This window comes from Pseudomonas sp. GD04158 (assembly GCF_029834875.1).
GTDB classification, from domain to species: Bacteria; Pseudomonadota; Gammaproteobacteria; order Pseudomonadales; family Pseudomonadaceae; genus Aquipseudomonas; species Aquipseudomonas hydrolytica.
The window spans coordinates 13,277-35,468 of the sequence record NZ_JAODYT010000030.1; the positions used below are offsets into that span (position 1 = coordinate 13,277).

Below are 22,192 nucleotides of genomic sequence, written 5' to 3' on the forward strand. Positions count from 1 at the left end.
CGCAGCGTCAGGCCAGATCGAAGCGATCCAGGTTCATCACCTTGGTCCAGGCGGCGACGAAATCCTTGACCAGTTTCTCCTTGCCGTCGCTGCTGGCGTACACCTCGGCATAGGCCCGCAGGATGGAGTTGGAGCCGAACACCAGGTCGTTACGGGTGGCGGTGTACTTCACCTGACCATCCTTGCGCCCCCTGCCCTCGAACACTTCGTTGCTGTCATCCACCGCTTTCCAGACGGTGTTCATATCGAGCAGGTTGACGAAGAAGTCGTTCGACAGCACGCCCACCTTGTCGGTGAACACGCCATGCTGGCTGCCATCGTAGTTGGCGCCCAGCACCCGCAGGCCACCGACCAGTGCGGTCAGCTCCGGCGCGGTCAGGGTGAGCATCTGCGCCTTGTCCACCAGCATCGTTTCGGTAGGCACACCCAGGTTGCCCTTGCTGTAGTTGCGGAAGCCATCGGCGGCCGACTCCAGCACATCGAAGGACTCCACGTCGGTCTGATCCTGGCGCGCATCGACGCGGCCCGCAGCGAAGGGCACGTCCACCGCCACGCCGGCAGCCTTGGCCGCCTGCTCCACACCGACGTTACCGGCCAGCACGATCACATCGGCCAGCGACGCCTTGCCGGAAGCCTGCTGGATTTCCACCAGTTTCGGCAGCACCTTGATCGCCCGCTGGTTGGCTTCCCAGTCCTTCTGCGGCGCCAGCGCCAGACGCGCGCCGTTGGCCCCGCCGCGCTTGTCGCCACCGCGGAAGGTGGAGGCCGAAGCCCAGGCCACGGAGACCAGGTCACCGACCGACAGCCCGGATGCAGCGATCTTGGCTTTCAGATCGGCGATATCGGCAGCGCTCGGGTTATGGATGGCAGCCGGCAGCGGGTCTTGCCAGATCAGATCCTCTTTCGGCACTTCCGGGCCGAGGTAGCGGGCCTTCGGTCCCATGTCGCGGTGCGTCAGCTTGTACCAAGCGCGCGCGAAGGCATCGGCGAAGGCCTGCGGATCTTCGTAGAAGCGCTTGGAAATCTTGCCGAACTCGGGATCGAAACGCAGGGTGAGGTCGGTGGTAAGCATGGTCGGCTTGTGGAATTTGCCCGGCACATGCGCGTCAGGGATGATCTCCGGCGCATCCTTGGCCACCCACTGCTTGGCCCCGGCAGGCGACTTGGTCAGCTCCCATTCGAACTTGAACAGGTTCTCGAAGAAGTTGTTGCTCCACAATGCCGGCGTCTTCGTCCAGGTCACCTCCAGACCGCTGGAAACGGTGTCCTTGCCGAAACCGCTGCCGAAGTTGCTGGTCCAGCCCAGGCCCTGCGCTTCGATCGGCGCGCCTTCCGGCTCCGGGCCCTTGTGTGACTCGGGCGCAGCGCCGTGGGCCTTGCCGAAGGTGTGACCGCCGGCGATCAGCGCGACGATCTCTTCATCGTCCATGGCCATGCGATAGAAGGTGGCGCGAATATCCTTGGCCGCGGCCAGGTAGTCGCCGCTGGCGTTGGGGCCCTCGGGGTTCACGTAGATCAGGCCCATGTGCGTGGCGCCAAACGGCGCGGTCAGCTCACGCTCATCGTTGACGCGCTTGGGATCGACACCCAGCCAGGCGATCTCGGCCCCCCAGTTGACGTCCTGATCCGGTTCCCACACGTCCTCGCGACCGGCACCGAAGCCGAAGGTGCGGAACCCCATGGATTCCAGCGCGACGTTGCCGGCGAGGATGTACAGGTCGGCCCAGGAAATGGACTGGCCGTACTTCTGCTTGATCGGCCACAGCAGGCGACGCGACTTGTCGATGTTGACGTTGTCCGGCCAGGAGTTCAGCGGGGCGAAACGCTGCTGACCACGGCCACCGCCGCCGCGGCCGTCGGTGGTGCGATAGGTGCCGGCGGAGTGCCAGGCCATGCGAATGAACTGCGGGCCGTAATGGCCGAAGTCGGCGGGCCACCAATCCTGGCTATCGGTCATCAGCTTGACCAGATCGGCCTTCAGCGCCTTGTAGTCGAGCTTCTTGAATGCTTCGGCGTAGTTGAACTTCTCGCCCAGCGGGTTGGATCGGTCGGAGTGCTGGTTCAGCAAGTCCACACGCAGCTGGTTCGGCCACCAATCCTTGTTGGTCGTGCCGCCCCCCGCGACGTGATTGAACGGACATTTACCTTGGTTGGACATGGTTCTCTCCTTCTCCTCATCGGGTCGGTCCCCTCGACTGCGGCCGACAATGCAACAAGCCTAGTCCCGCTTCGCTGGGCGAACCAATTCATGAAGCGTAACGACCCGATAGTTATTTTCTTTCGAGAGCGACATGAAAAAACGGGCCACCAGGGCCCGTTTTCGACTGCGTGCAACAAGGCTCAGGCGACGAGGATGAATCCCACGAAAGCCAGAGCGGCAGCCACCAGGGTGTAGGGCAGCTGGGTGATGGCGTGGCTGATCAGATTGCAGCCCGAGCCCTGCGCCGCCAGCACCGTGGAGTCGCTGTAGAAGCAGGCCTGGCTGCCGAAGGCCGAGGCCGACATCAGCGCGCCGATCACCAGCGGAATGTCCGCACCCAGCGCATAGGCCAGAGGCATGACGATGGGAATGGTCACGGCAAAGATGCCCCAGGACGAGCCGGTGGCGAAGCTCAGCACCGCCATGCACAGGAACACCATGGCCGGCAGCATCTGCGGCGTCATGTAGGGCTTGAGCGTCTCGACCACGTACTGCGGCAGCATCAGCTGATCGCAGACGTCCTTGAACACGAAGGCCGCCACGCAGATGCCGATGGCCGGCAACATGGTCTTGAAGCCGTCGACCATCTGATCGAGCATCTCCGACAGCGGCATCAGGCGCTGCACCAGATAGAACGGCAGGGTCAGCAGCATGGTGGCGATCATGCCCATCCACACGTCGATGTCGAAATACACGGTGAAGCCGACCAGCATGGCCAGCGGCACCAGGAAGTTGTGCAGCTTGCCGCTCTCCTTGTCGGCGCCTTCGAACTCCTCCTCCAGCGACTTCATCGAGTAGTTGTGCTCAGGGCTCAGCTCGCCAACGTGCATGGCACCGGCGGAACCGTGGCGCGCCTGCAATTCGGCCTTGCGCATCGGCCCGATGTCCGGGAATAGCCCAGCGGCCACCAGCACCACCAGCAGCACCGCAGCCCAGGCATAGAGCATGTAGGGAATGGCCTGGATATACACGTTGATGCCCTGACCGGTCTCGGCGATGCCGTTGTTCTCCAGCAGGCCGCCAAAGAACACCGCCCAGGTGGACAGCGGCACCAGCACGCAGATCGGTGCGGCGGTGGAGTCGACCACGTAGGCCAGCTTCTCGCGGGAGATTCTGAAGCGGTCGGTGACGCGCTTCATGGTCTCGCCCACCGTCAGGGCATTGAGGTAGTCGTCGACGAAGATCACCACGCCGAGCACGAAGGTCATCAGCAACGAAGAGCGGCGCCCCTTGGCCAGCTTCAGTGCGCTGCGGCCGAAGGCCAGCGCGCCACCGGTACGCACCAGCAGGGCGATGAGTGCGCCGAAGCTGCCGCACACCAGGATCAGCCAGCCGATGGTTTCGTCCTGCATCACCTTGAGGGAAATTTCCGCGAAGCTGCCCAGCGCATCCTGCGGCGAAAGCAGCAGCAGGCCGCTGCAGGCCCCGATCAGCAAGGCGAGGATGGGGCGACGCAGCCAGATGGCGAGGGTCAGGACAACGGCAGGCGGGATAAGACTCAGAGCAGTAGGTTCGGACATGATCAGCAATTGTTCTTATTGGGGCCGGCACACCGGCGAAGCGGAGACTGCCGCACCTTACCCGAGCCCCAGGACGTACACAATATCAAACACGACGTGCGGAAAAATATTCACGCATCCAAGACTGCCCGTCTGCGACTCGACGAATCACGGGCAACAAAAAACCGGGCACGAGGCCCGGTTCTTCGTACAACCAGCAACTTACTCGGCAGCTTCTACCGAACCGCCGACCGGACGGTCGACCAGTTCAACGTAAGCCATCGGAGCGTTGTCGCCAGCGCGGAAACCGCACTTGAGGATGCGCAGGTAGCCGCCGTTACGGGTGGCGTAGCGCTTGCCCAGATCGTTGAACAGCTTGCCGACGATGGCTTTCGAACGGGTACGATCGAAGGCCAGACGACGGTTGGCAACGCTGTCTTCCTTGGCCAGGGTGATCAGCGGCTCGGCAACGCGACGCAGCTCCTTGGCTTTCGGCAGGGTAGTTTTGATCAGCTCGTGCTCGAACAGCGAGACCGCCATGTTCTGGAACATGGCCTTGCGGTGAGCGCTGGTGCGGCTGAGGTGACGGCCACTTTTACGATGACGCATGGTTCAATTCCTTACCAAACTTGTTCGTTCGGTGATGATGACGATCAGGCAGTGGCCTTATCGTCTTTCTTCAGACTTGCCGGCGGCCAGTTATCGAGGCGCATACCGAGGGACAGACCGCGAGAAGCCAGAACATCCTTGATTTCGGTCAGGGATTTCTTGCCCAGGTTCGGGGTTTTGAGCAGCTCTACTTCGGTGCGCTGAATCAGGTCGCCGATGTAGTAGATGTTCTCTGCCTTGAGGCAGTTGGCCGAACGTACGGTCAGTTCCAGGTCATCGACAGGACGCAGCAGGATCGGATCGATCTCGTCTTCCTGCTCGACCACTACCGGCTCGCTGTCGCCCTTGAGGTCGACGAACGCGGCCAGCTGCTGCTGCAGGATGGTCGCGGCACGACGGATGGCCTCTTCAGGATCCAGGGTACCGTTGGTTTCCAGGTCGATAACCAGTTTGTCCAGGTTGGTGCGCTGCTCGACACGGGCGTTTTCCACCACGTAAGCAACCCGACGCACAGGGCTGAACGAAGCATCCAGCTGCAAGCGACCAATGCTGCGGCTTTCATCTTCGTCGCTCTGACGCGCGTCAGCCGGCTCATAGCCGCGACCACGAGCTACGGTGAGCTTCATGTTCAGCGAGCCATTGGCGGCCAGGTTGGCGATGACGTGGTCGCCATTGACGATTTCGACATCGTGATCCAGCTGAATATCGGCAGCGGTAACTACGCCCGGGCCCTTCTTAGCCAGAGTCAGGGTCACTTCGTCACGGCCGTGCAGCTTGATAGCCAGACCTTTCAGGTTGAGCAGGATCTCGATTACATCTTCCTGCACACCTTCGATCGCGGAGTACTCGTGGAGTACGCCGTCGATCTCGGCCTCGACTACTGCACAGCCAGGCATGGAGGACAACAGGATGCGACGCAGCGCGTTGCCCAGGGTATGGCCGAAACCACGCTCGAGAGGCTCGAGGGTGATCTTGGCGCGGGTCGGACTGACCTCCTGCACATCGATGTGACGGGGGGTCAGGAACTCATTTACCGAAATCTGCATGGATGCACCTATTTTCTAGCCCTTACTTGGAGTAGAGCTCGACAATCAGGCTCTCGTTGATGTCAGCGGACAGATCGCCACGAGCCGGTACGTTCTTGAACACACCAGACTTCTTCTCGGCGTCTACTTCTACCCACTCAACGCGGCCGCGCTGGGCGCAGAGCTCAAGAGCCTGAGCGATGCGCAGCTGGTTCTTCGATTTCTCGCGAACAGCAACGACGTCGCCAGCTTTAACCTGGTAGGACGGTACGTTTACGGTCTGACCGTTGACGCTGATTGCTTTGTGCGAAACCAGCTGACGGGATTCGGCACGGGTAGCACCAAAGCCCATACGGTAAACCACGTTATCCAGACGGCACTCCAGCAGTTGCAGCAGGTTTTCGCCGGTGGCGCCCTTCTGGCTGGCAGCTTGCTTGTAGTAACCGCTGAACTGACGCTCCAGAACGCCGTAGATACGACGCACTTTCTGCTTCTCACGCAGCTGGGTGCCGTAGTCGGACTGGCGACCGCGACGCTGACCGTGAATACCGGGAGCTGCTTCGATGTTGCACTTAGATTCAAGCGCGCGAACACCGCTCTTCAGGAAGAGATCGGTGCCTTCACGGCGAGACAGTTTGCACTTGGGACCAATGTAACGAGCCATTTCTCACTGTCTCCTGTTTACACGCGACGCTTCTTCGGCGGACGGCACCCGTTGTGCGGGATCGGCGTCACGTCGGTGATGCTGGCGATTTTGTAGCCGCAGGCGTTCAGAGCACGCACGGCAGATTCGCGACCTGGACCCGGGCCCTTGACGTTCACGTCGAGGTTCTTCAGGCCATACTCCAGAGCGGCCTGACCAGCGCGCTCGGCGGCGATCTGGGCAGCGAACGGAGTGGACTTACGCGAGCCGCGGAAACCCGAACCACCCGAGGTAGCCCAGGACAGGGCGTTGCCCTGACGGTCGGTGATGGTCACGATGGTGTTGTTGAAAGACGCGTGGATGTGGGCGATGCCATCAACCACCGTCTTTTTGACTTTCTTACGAGTACGAGCAGCAGGTTTTGCCATGACTAAATTCCTGTCGATTCGCGAATGCGATTACTTGCGGATCGGCTTACGCGGGCCCTTGCGGGTGCGAGCGTTGGTCTTGGTACGCTGACCGCGAACCGGCAGACCTTTACGATGACGCAGGCCGCGGTAGCAACCCAGATCCATCAAGCGCTTGATCTTCATATTCACTTCACGACGCAGGTCGCCTTCGGTATTCACCTTGGCTACTTCGCCACGCAGCTGTTCGATCTGCTCGTCAGTCAGATCCTTGATTTTCGCAGCCGGGTTTACGCCGGTAGCGGCACAGATTTTCTGTGCAGTGGTGCGACCAACACCATAGATGTAGGTCAGCGAGATAACAGTGTGCTTGTTATCCGGAATGTTAACGCCTGCAATACGGGCCATTCAGTGGAACTCCAATTGACAGCTACCTACGCCCCGGAAGCCAAGAAATAGGGCGCGAGATATTAACGCTGTAAAAACAAATAATCAACCCGGCAGCGCACTAGCTGCCGGGCTTATCACGCGTGGTTCACACTCAGCCTTGGCGCTGCTTGTGACGCGGCTCTGCGCTGCAGATCACCCGCACGACACCTTCGCGACGGATAATTTTGCAGTTACGGCACAGCTTTTTCACCGATGCACGAACTTTCATTACCAACTCCTCGAACCTTACGGGTGGATCAGCGGAGCATGCCGCTGCCATAGCCCTTCAGGTTGGCTTTCTTCATCAGGGAATCGTACTGGTGAGACACGAGGTGCGATTGCACTTGGGACATGAAGTCCATGACAACCACAACCACGATCAGCAACGAGGTCCCGCCAAGGTAGAACGGAACGTTGGCCGCAACCACCAGGAACTGGGGCAGCAGGCACACGGCCGTCATGTACAGAGCACCGAACATGGTCAAGCGGGTCAGAACGCCATCGATATAGCGCGCCGACTGCTCGCCCGGACGAATGCCCGGAATAAAGGCACCGGACTTCTTCAGGTTTTCCGCCACGTCTTTCGGGTTGAACATCAGTGCCGTGTAGAAGAAGCAGAAGAAAATGATCCCTGCACTAAACAGCAGAATGTTCAACGGCTGACCAGGAGCGATAGCCTGCGAAATGTCCTGCAGCCAGCCCAAACCCTCGGACTGACCGAACCAGGCACCCAGCGAGGCCGGGAACAGCAGAAGGCTGCTGGCGAAAATGGCCGGGATTACGCCCGCCATGTTCACCTTCAACGGCAGGTGGCTGGTCTGCGCAGCGAAGACCTTGCGGCCCTGCTGACGCTTGGCGTAGTGCACCGCAATGCGACGCTGACCACGCTCGATGAACACCACGAAACCGATGATCGCTACTGCCAGCAGGCCGATGGCGATCAGAGCGAAGATGTTGATATCGCCCTGACGAGCAGACTCGAAAGACTGCCCGATCGCCGACGGCAGACCGGCCACGATGCCTGCAAAGATCAGCATCGAGATACCGTTGCCGACACCGCGCTCGGTGATCTGCTCGCCCAGCCACATCATGAACATCGCGCCCGCCACGAAAGTGGTGATCGCCACGAAATGGAAGCCGAAATCGACCGAGAACGCCACGCCCTGACTGGCCAGACCAACGGACATACCGATGGCCTGAACGAACGCCAGGACGAGAGTGCCGTAGCGGGTGTACTGGCTGATCTTGCGACGGCCAGCTTCACCTTCCTTCTTCAACTGCTCCAGCTGCGGGCTGACGGCGGTCATCAGCTGCATGATGATCGATGCCGAGATGTACGGCATGATCCCCAGTGCAAAGATGCTCATCCGCTCCAGCGCGCCGCCGGAAAACATGTTGAACAAGCTAAGAATGGTCCCCTCATTCTGCCGGAACAGATCCGCCAGTCGGTCTGGGTTGATGCCAGGAACCGGGATGTGCGCACCTATCCGGTAGACGATGATCGCCATGAACAGGAAGCGCAAACGAGCCCAGAGTTCGGACAACCCGCCACCTGCCAGCGCTGAGAGAGCACCTTGCTTAGCCATTTAGTCCTCGAACTTACCGCCAGCTGCTTCGATAGCCGCACGCGCACCTTTGGTGGCAGCGATGCCTTTCAGGGTGACCGCACGGGTAACCTCACCGGACAGCATCACTTTCACGCGCTGTACGTGTTGGCCAACCAGATTGGCATCCTTCAGAGCCTGCAGAGTGACAACGCCTTCCAGCTTGTTCAGCTCGGAGGTACGCACTTCAGCGCGATCCATAGCCTTCAGGGAGACGAAGCCGAACTTCGGCAGACGGCGGTGCAGCGGCTGCTGACCACCCTCGAAGCCCGGAGCGATGGAACCACCGGAGCGGGAGGTCTGACCTTTGTGGCCACGGCCACCGGTCTTACCCAGACCGCTGCCGATGCCACGGCCCGGACGGTGCTTCTCGCGACGGGCACCCGGCGCGGAACGCAGATCGTTCAGTTGCATGATTAACCCTCCACCTTCAGCAGGTAGTAAGCCTTGTTGATCATGCCGCGGTTTTCCGGAGTATCCAGAACCTCTACGGTGTGACCGATGCGACGCAGGCCCAGGCCCTTGACGCAAGCTTTGTGATTGGCCAGACGGCCATTGGTGCTCTTGATCAGAGTCACTTTGACGGTATTAGCCATGGTTAGAGAATCTCCTCGACGCTCTTGCCACGCTTGGCTGCAACGGATTCCGGAGACTGCATGGTCTTCAGACCCTTGAAGGTGGCATGAACCACGTTCACCGGGTTGGTCGAGCCGTAGCACTTGGCCAGAACGTTCTGTACACCAGCCACTTCCAGAACGGCACGCATGGCGCCGCCGGCGATGATACCGGTACCTTCGGAAGCCGGCTGCATGTACACCTTGGAGGCGCCATGAGCGGACTTGATCGGGTACTGCAGAGTGGTGCCGTTCAGATCCACCTGGATCATGTTGCGACGCGCAGCTTCCATCGCCTTCTGGATGGCAGCCGGTACTTCGCGGGACTTGCCACGGCCGAAACCGACGCGGCCCTTGCCATCACCCACCACGGTCAGCGCGGTGAAGGTGAAGATACGGCCACCCTTTACGGTCTTGGCAACGCGGTTAACCTGGACCAGCTTCTCGATATAGCCTTCGTCGCGCTTTTGGTCGTTATTTGCCATAACTTAGAACTCCAGCCCGCCTTCACGAGCAGCATCGGCCAGCGCCTTGACGCGACCGTGGTACTTGAAGCCAGAACGGTCGAATGCAACCTGAGTCACACCAGCGGCTTTCGCGCGCTCGGCAACCAGCTGACCTACTTTCTTGGCGGCGTCGACGTTGCCAGTGGCGCCATCACGCAGTGCTTTGTCCAAGGTCGAGGCGCTGGCCAGAACCTTGCTGCCGTCGGCCGAAATGACCTGGGCGTAGATGTGTTGCGAAGAGCGATACACGCACAGACGCACGGCTTCGAGCTCGTGCATTTTCAGGCGTGCTTTGCGAGCGCGACGCAGACGAGTAACTTTTTTGTCGGTCATATCTCAGCCCCTTACTTCTTCTTGGCTTCTTTACGACGGACGACTTCATCCGCGTAACGAACGCCTTTGCCCTTGTAAGGCTCAGGACGACGGAAGTCACGGATCTCCGCAGCCACCTGACCCACCAGTTGCTTGTCGATACCCTTGATCAGGATCTCGGTCTGGTTAGGGGTTTCAGCCACGACGCCTGCCGGCAGTTCGTAGTCGATCGGGTGAGAGAAGCCCAGCGCGAGGTTCAGCACCTGACCTTTGGCCTGGGCCTTGTAGCCTACGCCGACCAGTTGCAGCTTGCGCTCGAAGCCTTGGCTGACGCCGATGACCATGTTGTTGACCAGAGCACGAGTGGTGCCGGCCATGGCCTTGTTCTGCTGATCGCCGTTACGAGCGGCGAAACGCAGTTCGGAGCCTTCCTGGATCACTTCTACGGAAGAGTGAACGTTCAGTTCCAGAGCGCCCTTGGCACCCTTGACCGAAAGCTGCTGACCGGCGAGTTTGACCTCGACACCGGCAGGCAGCACAACGGGGTTCTTAGCAACGCGAGACATGCTTATCCCCCCTTAGAACACGGTGCAGAGCACTTCGCCGCCGACACCGGCAGCGCGCGCAGCGCGATCCGTCATCACACCTTTGTTGGTGGAGACGATGGAAACACCGAGACCGCCGCGTACCTTCGGCAGGTCATCGACGGATTTGTATTGACGAAGGCCGGGACGGCTCACGCGCTTGACTTCCTCGATGACCGGACGGCCTTCGAAGTACTTCAGCTCGATGGACAGCTGCGGCTTGGCTTCGCCATTGACTTCATAACCCGCAATGTAACCTTCGTCCTTCAGAACCTTGGCTACAGCCACCTTCAGAGTGGAAGACGGCATGCTTACGACGGACTTTTCAGCCATCTGGGCATTACGGATACGAGTTAGCATGTCCGCTAACGGGTCCTGCATACTCATGGGCTAGACGCTCCTGATACAAAAAGAACAGCCCGAGGGCTGTGGGATCATCCAAAAGCTCGGCATGGAAATACCAGGCTCAGGAGAGCCGGACATTCTAGAGACCGATCAAAAATGAAGCAAGCCCCAAAAGGGGCTTGTTCATATAAAGACAAAGCCGGCACTAGGCCGGCTTCGCTTTTTTACTGCTACTTACCAGCTGGCTTTCACCAGGCCCGGTACGTCACCACGCATGGCGGCTTCGCGCAGTTTGTTACGCGACAGACCGAACTTGCGGTAAACGCCGTGCGGACGGCCGGTGATGCGGCAACGGTTACGCAGGCGCGAGGCGCTGGCGTCACGCGGCTGCTTCTGCAGAGCGACCTGAGCTTCCCAACGAGCTTCCGGAGTGGAGTTCGGGTTGGCGATGATCGCTTTCAGCTCGGCACGCTTCTTGGCGTACTTGGCAACCGTTTGCTGACGCTTCAGCTCGCGGTTTTTCATGCTTGTCTTGGCCATTGTCCAGACTCCGATCAGTTGCGGAACGGGAAGTTGAAAGCACGCAGCAGAGCGCGGCCTTCATCATCGTTACGGGCAGTGGTAGTCAGGGTGATGTCCAGACCACGCAGCGCATCGATCTTGTCGTAATCGATTTCCGGGAAGATGATCTGCTCTTTCACGCCCATGCTGTAGTTGCCACGGCCATCGAAGGACTTGGCATTCAGGCCGCGGAAGTCACGCACGCGCGGCAGGGAGATGGACAGCAGACGATCCAGGAACTCGTACATACGCTCGCGACGCAGAGTGACCTTGACGCCAATCGGCCAACCTTCACGAACCTTGAAACCTGCGATCGACTTGCGGGCATGAGTCACCACGACTTTCTGACCGGTGATCTTCTCGAGGTCGGCAACAGCGTTCTCGATGACTTTCTTGTCACCGATCGCTTCGCCCAGGCCCATGTTCAGGGTGATCTTGGTGATGCGCGGAACTTCCATCACGTTGGCCAGCTTCAGTTCTTCCTTCAGCTTGGGCGCGATTTCCTTCCGGTAAATCTCTTTCAGTCGTGCCATGGTATTTACCTACGGATTCTCAAGCGCCAACCGGCTTCTGGGTGGACTTGAAGACACGAATTTTCTTGCCGTCTTCGATCTTGAAGCCAACGCGATCAGCCTTGTTGGTTTCAGAGTTGAAGATGGCAACGTTGGAAGCGTGCAGCGGCGCTTCTTTCTCGACGATACCGCCTTGAACGCCCGACATCGGGTTCGGCTTGGTATGACGCTTCACCAGGTTGATGCCACCGACGACCAGACGGTCGTCAGCGAGAACCTTGAGCACCTTACCGCGCTTACCTTTGTCTTTGCCGGCGATCACGATGATCTCGTCGTCACGACGAATCTTTTGCATGTCGGATCTCCTTAAAGCACTTCAGGGGCGAGCGAGACGATCTTCATGAACTTCTCGGAACGCAGTTCACGGGTCACCGGCCCGAAGATACGGGTACCGATCGGCTCTTGCTTGTTGTTCAGCAGAACAGCAGCGTTGCCGTCGAAGCGAATGATCGAGCCATCGGCACGGCGAACGCCGTGACGGGTACGAACGACCACTGCGGTCATGACCTGACCTTTCTTCACTTTGCCGCGCGGAATTGCTTCCTTGACGGTGACCTTGATGATGTCGCCGATGCCGGCGTAGCGACGATGCGAGCCGCCCAGCACCTTGATGCACATAACACGACGTGCACCGCTGTTGTCAGCCACATCGAGCATGGATTGAGTCTGAATCATAAAATTTCTCCGACCCTTAGCTCTTAGACTTCGACGGCGCGTTCAACGACTTCAACCAGAGCCCAGGACTTGGTCTTGGACTGCGGGCGGGTTTCGCGAATGGAAACCTTGTCGCCGATCTTGCACTGGTTGCTTTCGTCGTGAGCGTGCAGCTTGGTCGAACGCTTGACGTATTTACCGTAGATCGGGTGCTTGACGCGACGCTCGATCAGAACGGTGATGGTCTTGTCCATCTTGTCGCTGACAACACGGCCGGTCAGCGTACGGACTGTTTTTTCAACTTCGGCCATGATCACTTACCTGCCTGCTGGCTGAGGACAGTCTTGACGCGAGCGATGTCGCGCTTCACTTGCGAGAGCAGGTGAGACTGCCCCAGCTGGCCAGTCGCCTTCTGCATACGCAGATTGAACTGGTCGCGCAGCAGCTCGAGCAGTTGCTCGTTCAGCTGTTGTGCGCTTTTTTCACGAAGTTCGGTCGCTTTCATCACATCACCGTCCGCTTAACAAAGGTGGTGGCGAGCGGCAGCTTTGCAGCAGCCAGGGCAAATGCCTCGCGCGCCAGCTCTTCGGATACGCCTTCGATCTCGTACAGGACCTTGCCTGGCTGGATCTGGGCTACCCAGTATTCAACGCCACCCTTACCTTTACCCATACGCACTTCGAGAGGCTTCTTGGTAACCGGCTTGTCCGGGAAGACGCGGATCCAGATCTTGCCGCCACGCTTAACGTGACGGGTCAGAGCACGACGAGCGGACTCGATCTGACGAGCGGTGAGACGACCGCGGGCGACAGACTTCAGCGCGAACTCGCCGAAGCTGACCTTGCTACCGCGCTGAGCCAGACCACGGTTGTGGCCGGTCATCTGCTTGCGGAACTTCGTACGCTTTGGTTGCAACATGATGCGTACTCCTTATTTCTTAGCAGCTTTACGAGGAGCGGGCGCTTGCGGCTTCAGCTCTTCAGTGCGGCCACCGATGACCTCACCCTTGAAGATCCAAACCTTGACGCCGATCACACCGTAAGTGGTGTGCGCTTCGTAGGTGGCGTAATCGATATCGGCACGCAGGGTGTGCAGAGGCACACGACCTTCGCGATACCACTCGGTACGGGCAATTTCAGCGCCGCCAAGACGACCGCTCACCTGGATCTTGATGCCCTTGGCACCAATGCGCATGGCGTTCTGTACAGCGCGCTTCATGGCGCGACGGAACATAACGCGACGCTCCAGCTGCTGAGCTACGCTCTGCGCAACCAGCATACCGTCGAGCTCCGGCTTGCGGATCTCTTCGATGTTGATGTGCACCGGCACACCCATTTGCTTGGTCAGGTCCTGACGCAGCTTCTCAACATCTTCACCTTTCTTGCCGATCACGATGCCGGGACGAGCGGTGTGGATGGTGATGCGTGCGGTTTGAGCCGGACGAGCGATGTCGATACGGCTAACGGACGCGCTTTTTAGTTTGTCTTGCAGGTATGCACGAACCTTCAGGTCGGCGTTCAGGTAGTCGGCGTAATTGCGACCATCTGCGTACCAGACCGAGGTGTGATCCTTGACGATTCCCAGGCGGATGCCAACGGGATGTACTTTCTGACCCATCTGATCGACTCCGTTACTTGTCCGCAACCTTGACAGTGATATGGCAAGACCGCTTGACGATGCGATCAGCACGGCCCTTGGCACGCGGCATGATGCGCTTAAGCGAACGCCCTTCGTTGACGAAAACGGTGCTGACCTTCAGGTCATCAACGTCTGCGCCTTCGTTGTGCTCGGCGTTGGCAACGGCCGACTCCAGCACTTTCTTCATGATCTCGGCGGCTTTCTTGCTGCTGAAAGCCAGCAGGTTGAGCGCTTCGCCCACCTTCTTCCCGCGGATCTGGTCGGCGACCAGGCGAGCTTTCTGGGCGGAGATGCGAGCGCCCGACAACTTAGCGGCTACTTCCATTTCCAAACCCCTTAACGCTTGCCTTTCTTGTCGGCAACGTGACCACGATAGGTACGGGTGCCGGCAAATTCGCCCAGTTTGTGGCCGACCATGTCTTCGTTCACGAGGACCGGGACATGCTGACGACCGTTATGCACAGCGATGGTCAGACCGACCATCTGCGGCAGGATCATGGAACGACGCGACCAGGTTTTAACCGGCTTGCGATCGTTCTTTTCCACCGCCGCTTCGACCTTCTTCAGTAGGTGAAGATCGATAAAAGGACCTTTTTTCAGAGAACGTGGCACTGTCGTATCCCTCTATTTACTTGCGACGACGGACGATCATGTTGTCGGTGCGCTTGTTAGCACGGGTCTTCGCGCCCTTGGTCGGGAAGCCCCATGGCGACACCGGATGACGACCACCGGAGGTACGACCTTCACCACCACCGTGCGGGTGATCAACCGGGTTCATGGCAACACCACGAACGGTCGGACGAACGCCACGCCAGCGCTTGGCACCAGCCTTACCCAGCGAACGCAGGCTGTGCTCGGAGTTCGAGACTTCGCCCAGGGTCGCACGGCACTCAGCCAGGACTTTGCGCATTTCGCCGGAGCGCAGACGCAGAGTCACATAAGCACCTTCACGCGCGATCAGCTGAGCGGAAGCACCAGCGGAACGAGCAATCTGCGCGCCTTTGCCCGGCTTCAGCTCGATACCGTGAACGGTCGAACCTACCGGAATGTTGCGCAGCTGCAGGCTGTTGCCCGGCTTGATCGGCGCCATGTTGCCGGCTACCAGCTGATCGCCAGCTACAACGCCTTTCGGGGCGATGATGTAGCGACGCTCACCGTCGGCATACTTCAGCAGAGCGATGTGAGCAGTACGGTTCGGATCGTATTCCACGCGCTCGACAGTGGCAGGGATGCCATCCTTGTCGTTGCGACGGAAGTCGACCAGACGGTAATGCTGCTTGTGGCCACCACCGATATGACGGGTGGTGATACGGCCGTTGTTGTTACGACCACCGGACTTCGACTTCTTCTCGAGCAGCGGAGCGTACGGAGCGCCTTTGTGCAGCTCCTGATTGACCACCTTGACCACAAAACGGCGGCCAGCGGAAGTCGGTTTGCATTTAACGATTGCCATGATGCACCCCTTCCTTACTCAGCACTGCTGGTGAAATCGAGTTCTTGGCCCGGCTGAAGGGAGATAACTGCCTTCTTCCAGTCGTTACGCTTGCCCAGACCGCGAGCGGTGCGCTTGCTCTTGCCCAGAACGTTCTGGGTAGTAACGCGCTCAACCTTCACGTTGAACAGGCTTTCGACGGCCTTCTTGATTTCCAGCTTGGTCGCATCGGTAGCGACTTTGAAAACGAACTGACCTTGCTTGTCAGCCAGAACCGTGGCCTTCTCGGAGATGTGCGGGCCAAGCAGCACTTTGAATACGCGTTCCTGGTTCATCCCAGCAGCTCCTCGAATTTCTTCACGGCCGAAACAGTGACCAGCACTTTTTCGTACGCGATCAGGCTGACCGGATCGGAACCCTGGACGTCACGTACGTCGACGTGCGGCAGGTTGCGGGCAGCCAGGTACAGGTTCTGATCGACCGCATCGGATACGATCAGCACATCGTTCAGACCCAGGCCGTTCAGCTTGCTCAGCAGAGCCTTGGTTTTCGGAGCTTCGACAGCGAAGTCTTCAACCACTACCAGACGGTCGGTACGAACCAGCTCAGCAAGGATGGAGCGCAGAGCAGCGCGGTACATCTTCTTGTTCAGCTTTTGGTCGTGATTACGGGTGGACGCTGCGAAGGTCACACCACCGCCACGCCAGATCGGACCACGAGTGGTACCAGCACGAGCACGACCGGTGCCCTTCTGACGCCACGGGCGCTTGCCGCCACCGGAAACGTCGGAACGGGACTTCTGGCCTTTGGTGCCCTGACGGCCGCCAGCCATGTAGGCTACGACTGCTTGGTGAACCAGGGTCTCGTTGAACTCGCCACCGAAGGTCGCATCGGACACTTCGATCGCCTGAGCGCCATTTACATTCAATTGCATCTCAGATTCTCCCCTTACGCCTTGACAGCCGGACGAACGATAACGTCGCCGCCAGTAGCGCCCGGAACGGCACCCTTGACCAGCAGCAGATTACGCTCGGCGTCTACGCGAACGACTTCCAGGGACTGTACGGTCACGCGCTCAGCGCCCATATGACCGGACATCTTTTTGCCCTTGAATACACGACCCGGGGTCTGGCACTGGCCGATGGAACCCGGTACACGGTGAGAAACGGAGTTACCGTGAGTGTTGTCCTGGCCGCGGAAGTTCCAACGCTTGATGGTACCGGCAAAGCCTTTACCTTTGGACTGACCGGTGACATCCACCAGTTGACCAGCTTGGAAAATTTCAGCGTTGATCAGATCGCCAGCCTGGTAGTCGCCTTCTTCAAGACGGAACTCCATAACAGTGCGACCTGCCGCGACGTTCGCCTTGGCGAAGTGACCGGCCTGAGCCTTGCTGACGCGCGAGGCGCGACGCTCACCGACAGTGACCTGCACTGCGCGGTAGCCATCGGACTCCTCGTTTTTGAACTGGGTGACGCGATTCGGCTCGATCTCGATGACCGTGACCGGAATGGAGACACCTTCTTCGGTGAAAATGCGGGTCATGCCGCACTTACGACCGACTACACCAATAGTCATGTTGTAAACCTCATGAGTGTACGGGGCTTTCACCCGCTATGGCCGCCCATTTCAGAGCGTTACACGACTAAAACCGCCAGGTTTTAGCCGAGGCTGATCTGCACTTCCACGCCTGCCGCAAGGTCGAGCTTCATCAGCGCGTCAACGGTTTTATCCGTCGGCTGGACGATGTCCAGAACACGCTTATGAGTGCGGATTTCGTACTGATCACGCGCGTCTTTGTTGACGTGCGGAGAAATCAGAACGGTGTACCGCTCCTTACGAGTAGGCAGAGGAATCGGACCACGCACCTGAGCACCAGTACGTTTCGCGGTTTCCACGATTTCCTGGGTAGATTGATCGATCAGGCGATGGTCAAAAGCCTTCAACCGAATACGGATTTGTTGGTTTTGCATTTTGACCTCAGATTCCAAGCTGCTAATCCCCACAGACGGACTACGCCCGCTCGAGGGAGGCGCAATTGTACGGATGCCCCCTGGGGGTGTCAACTTTTAACCAGTTCAAAAGAAAAGGGCCCCGAAGGGCCCTTTTCTCTCAAGCGGATCGTCGATTACTCGATGATCTTGGCAACCACGCCGGCACCGACGGTACGACCGCCTTCGCGGATCGCGAAACGCAGGCCGTCTTCCATGGCGATCGGCTTGATCAGGGTAACAACCATCTTGATGTTGTCGCCCGGCATTACCATCTCAACGCCTTCCGGCAGTTCGCACGAACCGGTCACGTCAGTGGTACGGAAGTAGAACTGCGGACGGTAGCCCTTGAAGAACGGGGTGTGACGACCACCTTCTTCCTTGGACAGCACGTACACTTCAGCTTCGAACTTGGTGTGCGGCTTGATGGTGCCCGGCTTGGCCAGAACCTGACCACGCTCGACTTCATCACGCTTGGTGCCGCGCAGCAGCACGCCGCAGTTCTCACCAGCACGACCTTCGTCCAGCAGCTTGCGGAACATCTCAACGCCGGTGCAGGTGGTCTTGGTGGTCGGACGCAGACCAACGATTTCGATTTCTTCCTGGATTTTGACGATACCGCGCTCGACACGACCGGTTACTACAGTACCGCGGCCGGAGATCGAGAACACGTCTTCGATCGGCATCAGGAACGGACGATCGATGGCACGAACCGGCTCAGGAATGTAGGTATCCAGAGTCTCAACCAGCTTCTTGACGGCACTGGTGCCCAGCTCGTTGGTGTCTTCGCCGTTCAGCGCCATCAGCGCGGAGCCGATGATGATCGGAGTGTCGTCACCCGGGAAATCGTAGGTGCTCAGCAGGTCGCGAACTTCCATCTCGACCAGCTCCAGCAGCTCGGCGTCGTCAACCATGTCAGCCTTGTTCAGGAAGACAACGATGTACGGAACGCCAACCTGACGGGACAGCAGGATGTGCTCACGGGTTTGCGGCATGGGGCCGTCGGCAGCCGAGCAGACCAGGATCGCGCCGTCCATCTGGGCAGCACCGGTGATCATGTTCTTCACGTAGTCGGCGTGGCCCGGGCAGTCAACGTGCGCGTAGTGACGAATGTTGGAGTCGTACTCTACGTGCGCGGTGTTGATGGTGATACCACGAGCTTTTTCTTCCGGAGCGCTGTCGATCTTGTCGAAGTCAACACGAGCCGAACCGAATACTTCGGAGCAGACGCGGGTCAGAGCAGCGGTCAGAGTGGTCTTACCGTGGTCAACGTGACCGATGGTGCCGACGTTGACGTGCGGTTTGTTACGTTCGAATTTTTCCTTAGCCACGACAGTAAACCTCTTACTTAAAGGGCGGGATTAGCCTTGTTTTTTAACCAGAGCTTCGACGATGTTCGACGGAGCCTCTGCGTACTTGGAGAATTCCATGGAGTAGCTGGCGCGACCCTGGGACATGGAACGAACGTCGGTAGCGTAACCAAACATCTCGCCCAGCGGAACTTCGGCACGGATAACCTTACCGGATACCGAATCTTCCATACCCTGGATCAGACCACGACGACGGTTCAGGTCACCCATCACGTCACCCATGTAATCCTCAGGAGTTACCACTTCCACCTTCATGATCGGCTCGAGCACCTTGCCGCCGCCCTTCTGGGCCAGCTGCTTGGTCGCCATGGAGGCAGCGATCTTGAACGCCATCTCGTTGGAGTCGACGTCGTGGTAGGAACCATCGAACACGGTCGCCTTCAGGCCGATCAGCGGATAACCGGCAACGACGCCGTTCTTCATCTGCTCTTCGATACCCTTCTGGATCGCCGGGATGTATTCCTTCGGAACCACACCACCCACAACCTCGTTGGTGAACACCAGGCCTTCGGTGATGTTGCCCTTGTCGTCCACGTCCGGAGCCGAGAAGCGGATCCAGCAGTGACCGAACTGACCGCGACCACCGGACTGACGAACGAACTTGCCTTCGATCTCGACGCTGTCCTTGGTGATGGTTTCACGGTAGGAAACCTGCGGCTTACCGATGTTGGCCTCGACGTTGAACTCGCGCTTCATGCGGTCAACGAGGATGTCCAGGTGCAGCTCACCCATACCGGAGATGATGGTCTGACCAGTCTCTTCGTCGGTCTTGACGCGGAACGACGGGTCTTCCTGAGCCAGTTTGCCCAGAGCGATACCCATCTTCTCCTGGTCGGCCTTGGTCTTCGGCTCTACAGCTACCGAGATGACCGGCTCCGGGAAGTCCATACGCTCGAGGATGATCGGCTTGTCCGGATCGCACAGGGTTTCACCAGTGGTGACGTCCTTCATGCCGATCAGAGCAGCGATGTCGCCAGCGCGTACCTCTTTGATCTCGTCACGCTGGTTGGCGTGCATCTGCACCATACGACCAACGCGCTCTTTCTTGCCTTTCACGGAGTTGATGACCGACTGGCCAGACTCCAGAACGCCCGAGTAAACGCGAACGAAGGTCAGGGTACCAACGAACGGGTCGGTAGCGATCTTGAACGCCAGAGCCGAGAACGGCTCGTTGTCGTCTGCATGACGCTCGTCGTAGTCGGACTCTTCCATCTGCTCTTTCGGCTTGTCAGCCAGATCAGGGTGAATACCCTTGATCGCCGGAATTTCGGTCGGAGCAGGCAGGAAGTCGATGACGGCATCGAGAACCAGGGGAACACCCTTGTTCTTGAAGGAGGAGCCACAGACAGCCGGCACGATCTCGCTCGCCAGAGTACGGGCGCGCAGACCGGCCTTGATGTCCTCGGCCGACAGGTCACCTTCTTCCAGGTACTTGTTCATCAGCTCTTCGCTGGCTTCGGCAGCTGCCTCGACCATGTTGGAGCGCCACTCGTTGGCCAGGTCTACCAGCTCGGCAGGAATTTCTTCCTCACGGTAGGTAGTACCCTTGTCATCGTCGTTCCAGTAGATGGCCTTCATCTTGATCAGGTCGACCTGACCTTCGAAGTTCTCTTCGGCACCGATGGCGATCTGGATCGGAACCGGGGTGTGACCCAGACGGTTCTTGATCTGACCGACGACGCGCAGGAAGTTGGCACCGGCACGGTCCATCTTGTTCACGTAGACGATACGCGGAACACCGTACTTGTTGGCCTGACGCCATACGGTTTCGGACTGCGGCTCAACGCCCGAGGTACCGCAGAACACAACGACAGCGCCGTCGAGTACGCGCAGGGAGCGCTCTACTTCGATGGTGAAGTCAACGTGACCGGGGGTATCGATGACGTTTACGCGGTACTTGTCGTACTGACGACGAGAACCTTCCCAGAAGGTGGTGATCGCAGCAGAAGTAATGGTGATACCACGCTCCTGCTCCTGAACCATCCAGTCGGTGGTCGCGGCGCCATCATGCACCTCGCCCATCTTGTGGCTCAGGCCTGTGTAGAACAGGATCCGCTCGGTAGTGGTGGTCTTGCCCGCGTCAACGTGGGCACAGATACCGATGTTACGGTAGCGGTTAATTGCTGTATTACGAGCCATAAAGCCCTCGCAAGGTTAGTGGAGCCGGAATTAGAAGCGGTAGTGCGAGAAAGCCTTGTTGGCCTCGGCCATACGGTGCACGTCTTCACGCTTCTTGACAGCAGCGCCTTTGCCTTCAGCAGCATCCAGCAGCTCACCAGCCAGACGCAGAGCCATGGACTTCTCGCCGCGCTTGCGCGCGTAGTCCACCAGCCAGCGCATGGCCAGGGCGTTACGACGGGACGGACGAACTTCGACCGGAACCTGGTAGGTAGCACCGCCTACACGGCGGGACTTGACTTCGACCAGCGGAGCGATGGCGTCGAGAGCTTTCTCGAAGATCTCCAGGGGATCGCTGTTCTTGCGTGCTTTGACAGTGTCCAGAGCACCGTAAACGATGCGCTCGGCCACGGCCTTCTTGCCGCTTTCCATCACGTGGTTCATGAATTTGGCGAGGATCTGGCTTCCGTATTTCGGATCGTCCAGGATCTCACGCTTGGCTGCTACACGACGTCTTGGCATTGATAAGCCCTCAAACGGTCTTCAGGTTAGCTCGGGACCAACGGCGAACGCCGCGCCCGACCTTACTCTTATCGACTCAACTAAATAAAAAGGATCAAGCGGCCTTATTTCGGACGCTTGGTACCGTACTTGGAACGACCCTGCTTACGGTCTTTGACGCCGGAGGTATCCAGCGAACCACGCACGGTGTGGTAGCGCACACCCGGAAGGTCCTTTACACGACCGCCACGGATCAGCACGACGCTGTGCTCTTGCAGGTTGTGGCCTTCACCGCCGATGTACGAAGACACTTCGTAGCCGTTGGTCAGACGCACACGGCACACTTTACGCAGTGCCGAGTTAGGTTTCTTCGGCGTGGTGGTGTACACGCGGGTGCACACGCCACGGCGCTGCGGGCAGTTCTGCAGCGCAGGCACGTCGGATTTCTCGACGATACGCTTACGCGGCTGACGTACCAGCTGGTTGATAGTTGCCATCTACTAGCTCCACTGTTGTCTTTCGACGCTCACAAATAAAGATGGCAGAGCCAAACGCCCTGCCAAATTTAGGGGTGCATG

34 protein-coding genes are annotated in these 22,192 nt (G+C 58.9%); all 34 read right to left on the reverse strand.

Going from position 1 to position 22,192, the window contains the following annotated elements; translation table 11 throughout:
* Positions 1-7: 7 nt before the first annotated feature.
* The 34 genes from katG to rpsL all read right to left on the reverse strand — a co-directional run bounded on the left by katG (position 8) and on the right by rpsL (position 22,111).
* Entirely contained in the window at positions 8-2,158 is a 2,151-nt protein-coding gene (gene katG, locus N7333_RS13210; protein WP_129483036.1) for a catalase/peroxidase HPI, read from the reverse strand.
* Positions 2,159-2,340: 182 nt separating this feature from the next.
* Complete coding sequence (locus N7333_RS13215; RefSeq protein WP_129483037.1) at positions 2,341-3,720, reverse strand: Na+/H+ antiporter NhaC family protein; 1,380 nt, start codon at positions 3,718-3,720, stop codon at positions 2,341-2,343.
* A gap of 201 nt (positions 3,721-3,921) precedes the next feature.
* On the reverse strand, positions 3,922-4,308 hold the full coding sequence (rplQ, locus tag N7333_RS13220; RefSeq protein ID WP_003243945.1) for a 50S ribosomal protein L17: 387 nt from the start codon (positions 4,306-4,308) through the stop codon (positions 3,922-3,924).
* A 44-nt stretch (positions 4,309-4,352) separates the two neighbouring features.
* Positions 4,353-5,354 carry a DNA-directed RNA polymerase subunit alpha gene (gene rpoA / locus N7333_RS13225; protein ID WP_003243938.1) on the reverse strand — a complete coding sequence of 334 codons (1,002 nt, stop codon included), beginning with the start codon at positions 5,352-5,354 and terminating at the stop codon, positions 4,353-4,355.
* 22 nt (positions 5,355-5,376) lie between these two features.
* Positions 5,377-5,997, reverse strand: a complete 621-nt coding sequence (gene rpsD / locus N7333_RS13230) for a 30S ribosomal protein S4 (protein WP_003243935.1) — start codon at positions 5,995-5,997, stop codon at positions 5,377-5,379.
* Positions 5,998-6,014: 17 nt separating this feature from the next.
* Complete coding sequence (gene rpsK / locus N7333_RS13235; RefSeq protein ID WP_003243933.1) at positions 6,015-6,404, reverse strand: 30S ribosomal protein S11; 390 nt, start codon at positions 6,402-6,404, stop codon at positions 6,015-6,017.
* 30 nt (positions 6,405-6,434) lie between these two features.
* Positions 6,435-6,791 carry a 30S ribosomal protein S13 gene (gene rpsM / locus N7333_RS13240; protein WP_012019780.1) on the reverse strand — a complete coding sequence of 119 codons (357 nt, stop codon included), beginning with the start codon at positions 6,789-6,791 and terminating at the stop codon, positions 6,435-6,437.
* A 133-nt stretch (positions 6,792-6,924) separates the two neighbouring features.
* Positions 6,925-7,041, reverse strand: a complete 117-nt coding sequence (gene rpmJ / locus N7333_RS13245) for a 50S ribosomal protein L36 (RefSeq protein WP_002555468.1) — start codon at positions 7,039-7,041, stop codon at positions 6,925-6,927.
* A 28-nt stretch (positions 7,042-7,069) separates the two neighbouring features.
* A complete protein-coding gene (secY, locus tag N7333_RS13250; RefSeq protein WP_003243925.1) occupies positions 7,070-8,398 on the reverse strand; it encodes a preprotein translocase subunit SecY in 1,329 nt (442 codons plus the stop codon).
* Positions 8,399-8,830 (reverse strand): 50S ribosomal protein L15, encoded by a 432-nt coding sequence (gene rplO, locus N7333_RS13255; protein WP_003243924.1) that lies wholly within the window; start codon positions 8,828-8,830, stop codon positions 8,399-8,401. It abuts the gene before it with no gap.
* 2 nt (positions 8,831-8,832) lie between these two features.
* Positions 8,833-9,012: a 50S ribosomal protein L30 gene (gene rpmD / locus N7333_RS13260; RefSeq protein ID WP_003243922.1), complete on the reverse strand. Its 180-nt coding sequence runs from the start codon at positions 9,010-9,012 to the stop codon at positions 8,833-8,835.
* A 2-nt stretch (positions 9,013-9,014) separates the two neighbouring features.
* Positions 9,015-9,515, reverse strand: coding sequence for a 30S ribosomal protein S5 (rpsE, locus tag N7333_RS13265; RefSeq protein ID WP_003243920.1), 501 nt, complete (start codon positions 9,513-9,515; stop codon positions 9,015-9,017).
* Positions 9,516-9,518: 3 nt separating this feature from the next.
* A complete protein-coding gene (rplR, locus tag N7333_RS13270; RefSeq protein ID WP_003243919.1) occupies positions 9,519-9,869 on the reverse strand; it encodes a 50S ribosomal protein L18 in 351 nt (116 codons plus the stop codon).
* Between the two features lie 11 nt (positions 9,870-9,880).
* Positions 9,881-10,414 carry a 50S ribosomal protein L6 gene (gene rplF / locus N7333_RS13275; protein WP_003243917.1) on the reverse strand — a complete coding sequence of 178 codons (534 nt, stop codon included), beginning with the start codon at positions 10,412-10,414 and terminating at the stop codon, positions 9,881-9,883.
* Between the two features lie 12 nt (positions 10,415-10,426).
* Positions 10,427-10,819 carry a 30S ribosomal protein S8 gene (gene rpsH, locus N7333_RS13280; protein WP_003243915.1) on the reverse strand — a complete coding sequence of 131 codons (393 nt, stop codon included), beginning with the start codon at positions 10,817-10,819 and terminating at the stop codon, positions 10,427-10,429.
* 192 nt (positions 10,820-11,011) lie between these two features.
* The gene (rpsN, locus tag N7333_RS13285; protein WP_003243912.1) at positions 11,012-11,317 is read right to left on the reverse strand and encodes a 30S ribosomal protein S14; all 306 of its coding nucleotides are present in this window, start codon (positions 11,315-11,317) and stop codon (positions 11,012-11,014) included.
* 14 nt (positions 11,318-11,331) lie between these two features.
* Complete coding sequence (gene rplE / locus N7333_RS13290; RefSeq protein WP_003243911.1) at positions 11,332-11,871, reverse strand: 50S ribosomal protein L5; 540 nt, start codon at positions 11,869-11,871, stop codon at positions 11,332-11,334.
* Positions 11,872-11,890: 19 nt separating this feature from the next.
* Entirely contained in the window at positions 11,891-12,205 is a 315-nt protein-coding gene (gene rplX / locus N7333_RS13295) for a 50S ribosomal protein L24 (protein WP_003243909.1), read from the reverse strand.
* Between the two features lie 11 nt (positions 12,206-12,216).
* Complete coding sequence (rplN, locus tag N7333_RS13300) at positions 12,217-12,585, reverse strand: 50S ribosomal protein L14 (protein WP_003243907.1); 369 nt, start codon at positions 12,583-12,585, stop codon at positions 12,217-12,219.
* Positions 12,586-12,608: 23 nt separating this feature from the next.
* A complete protein-coding gene (rpsQ, locus tag N7333_RS13305; RefSeq protein WP_003243904.1) occupies positions 12,609-12,875 on the reverse strand; it encodes a 30S ribosomal protein S17 in 267 nt (88 codons plus the stop codon).
* Between the two features lie 2 nt (positions 12,876-12,877).
* The gene (rpmC, locus tag N7333_RS13310) at positions 12,878-13,069 is read right to left on the reverse strand and encodes a 50S ribosomal protein L29 (protein ID WP_003243902.1); all 192 of its coding nucleotides are present in this window, start codon (positions 13,067-13,069) and stop codon (positions 12,878-12,880) included.
* A complete protein-coding gene (gene rplP, locus N7333_RS13315) occupies positions 13,069-13,482 on the reverse strand; it encodes a 50S ribosomal protein L16 (protein WP_003243901.1) in 414 nt (137 codons plus the stop codon). The genes rpmC and rplP overlap by 1 nt, the downstream gene beginning before the upstream one ends.
* 12 nt (positions 13,483-13,494) lie before the next feature.
* Entirely contained in the window at positions 13,495-14,181 is a 687-nt protein-coding gene (gene rpsC / locus N7333_RS13320) for a 30S ribosomal protein S3 (RefSeq protein WP_003243898.1), read from the reverse strand.
* 13 nt (positions 14,182-14,194) lie between these two features.
* Entirely contained in the window at positions 14,195-14,527 is a 333-nt protein-coding gene (gene rplV, locus N7333_RS13325) for a 50S ribosomal protein L22 (protein WP_003103908.1), read from the reverse strand.
* Between the two features lie 11 nt (positions 14,528-14,538).
* Positions 14,539-14,814 (reverse strand): 30S ribosomal protein S19, encoded by a 276-nt coding sequence (rpsS, locus tag N7333_RS13330; RefSeq protein WP_003243896.1) that lies wholly within the window; start codon positions 14,812-14,814, stop codon positions 14,539-14,541.
* 16 nt (positions 14,815-14,830) lie between these two features.
* Positions 14,831-15,655 (reverse strand): 50S ribosomal protein L2, encoded by an 825-nt coding sequence (gene rplB / locus N7333_RS13335; protein ID WP_003243893.1) that lies wholly within the window; start codon positions 15,653-15,655, stop codon positions 14,831-14,833.
* A 14-nt stretch (positions 15,656-15,669) separates the two neighbouring features.
* Positions 15,670-15,969 carry a 50S ribosomal protein L23 gene (rplW, locus tag N7333_RS13340; protein WP_252576690.1) on the reverse strand — a complete coding sequence of 100 codons (300 nt, stop codon included), beginning with the start codon at positions 15,967-15,969 and terminating at the stop codon, positions 15,670-15,672.
* Positions 15,966-16,568: a 50S ribosomal protein L4 gene (gene rplD, locus N7333_RS13345; protein ID WP_003243889.1), complete on the reverse strand. Its 603-nt coding sequence runs from the start codon at positions 16,566-16,568 to the stop codon at positions 15,966-15,968. Before rplD ends, rplW begins: the two co-directional genes overlap by 4 nt.
* 14 nt (positions 16,569-16,582) lie before the next feature.
* A complete protein-coding gene (gene rplC, locus N7333_RS13350; RefSeq protein WP_003243888.1) occupies positions 16,583-17,212 on the reverse strand; it encodes a 50S ribosomal protein L3 in 630 nt (209 codons plus the stop codon).
* Between the two features lie 83 nt (positions 17,213-17,295).
* A complete protein-coding gene (gene rpsJ, locus N7333_RS13355) occupies positions 17,296-17,607 on the reverse strand; it encodes a 30S ribosomal protein S10 (RefSeq protein WP_003243886.1) in 312 nt (103 codons plus the stop codon).
* Positions 17,608-17,762: 155 nt separating this feature from the next.
* Positions 17,763-18,956 carry an elongation factor Tu gene (tuf, locus tag N7333_RS13360; RefSeq protein ID WP_004373450.1) on the reverse strand — a complete coding sequence of 398 codons (1,194 nt, stop codon included), beginning with the start codon at positions 18,954-18,956 and terminating at the stop codon, positions 17,763-17,765.
* Positions 18,957-18,986: 30 nt separating this feature from the next.
* Positions 18,987-21,134, reverse strand: coding sequence for an elongation factor G (fusA, locus tag N7333_RS13365; RefSeq protein WP_129484233.1), 2,148 nt, complete (start codon positions 21,132-21,134; stop codon positions 18,987-18,989).
* Positions 21,135-21,164: 30 nt separating this feature from the next.
* Positions 21,165-21,635 carry a 30S ribosomal protein S7 gene (rpsG, locus tag N7333_RS13370; RefSeq protein WP_003246741.1) on the reverse strand — a complete coding sequence of 157 codons (471 nt, stop codon included), beginning with the start codon at positions 21,633-21,635 and terminating at the stop codon, positions 21,165-21,167.
* Between the two features lie 104 nt (positions 21,636-21,739).
* The gene (rpsL, locus tag N7333_RS13375; RefSeq protein ID WP_004373429.1) at positions 21,740-22,111 is read right to left on the reverse strand and encodes a 30S ribosomal protein S12; all 372 of its coding nucleotides are present in this window, start codon (positions 22,109-22,111) and stop codon (positions 21,740-21,742) included.
* Positions 22,112-22,192: the final 81 nt, after the last annotated feature.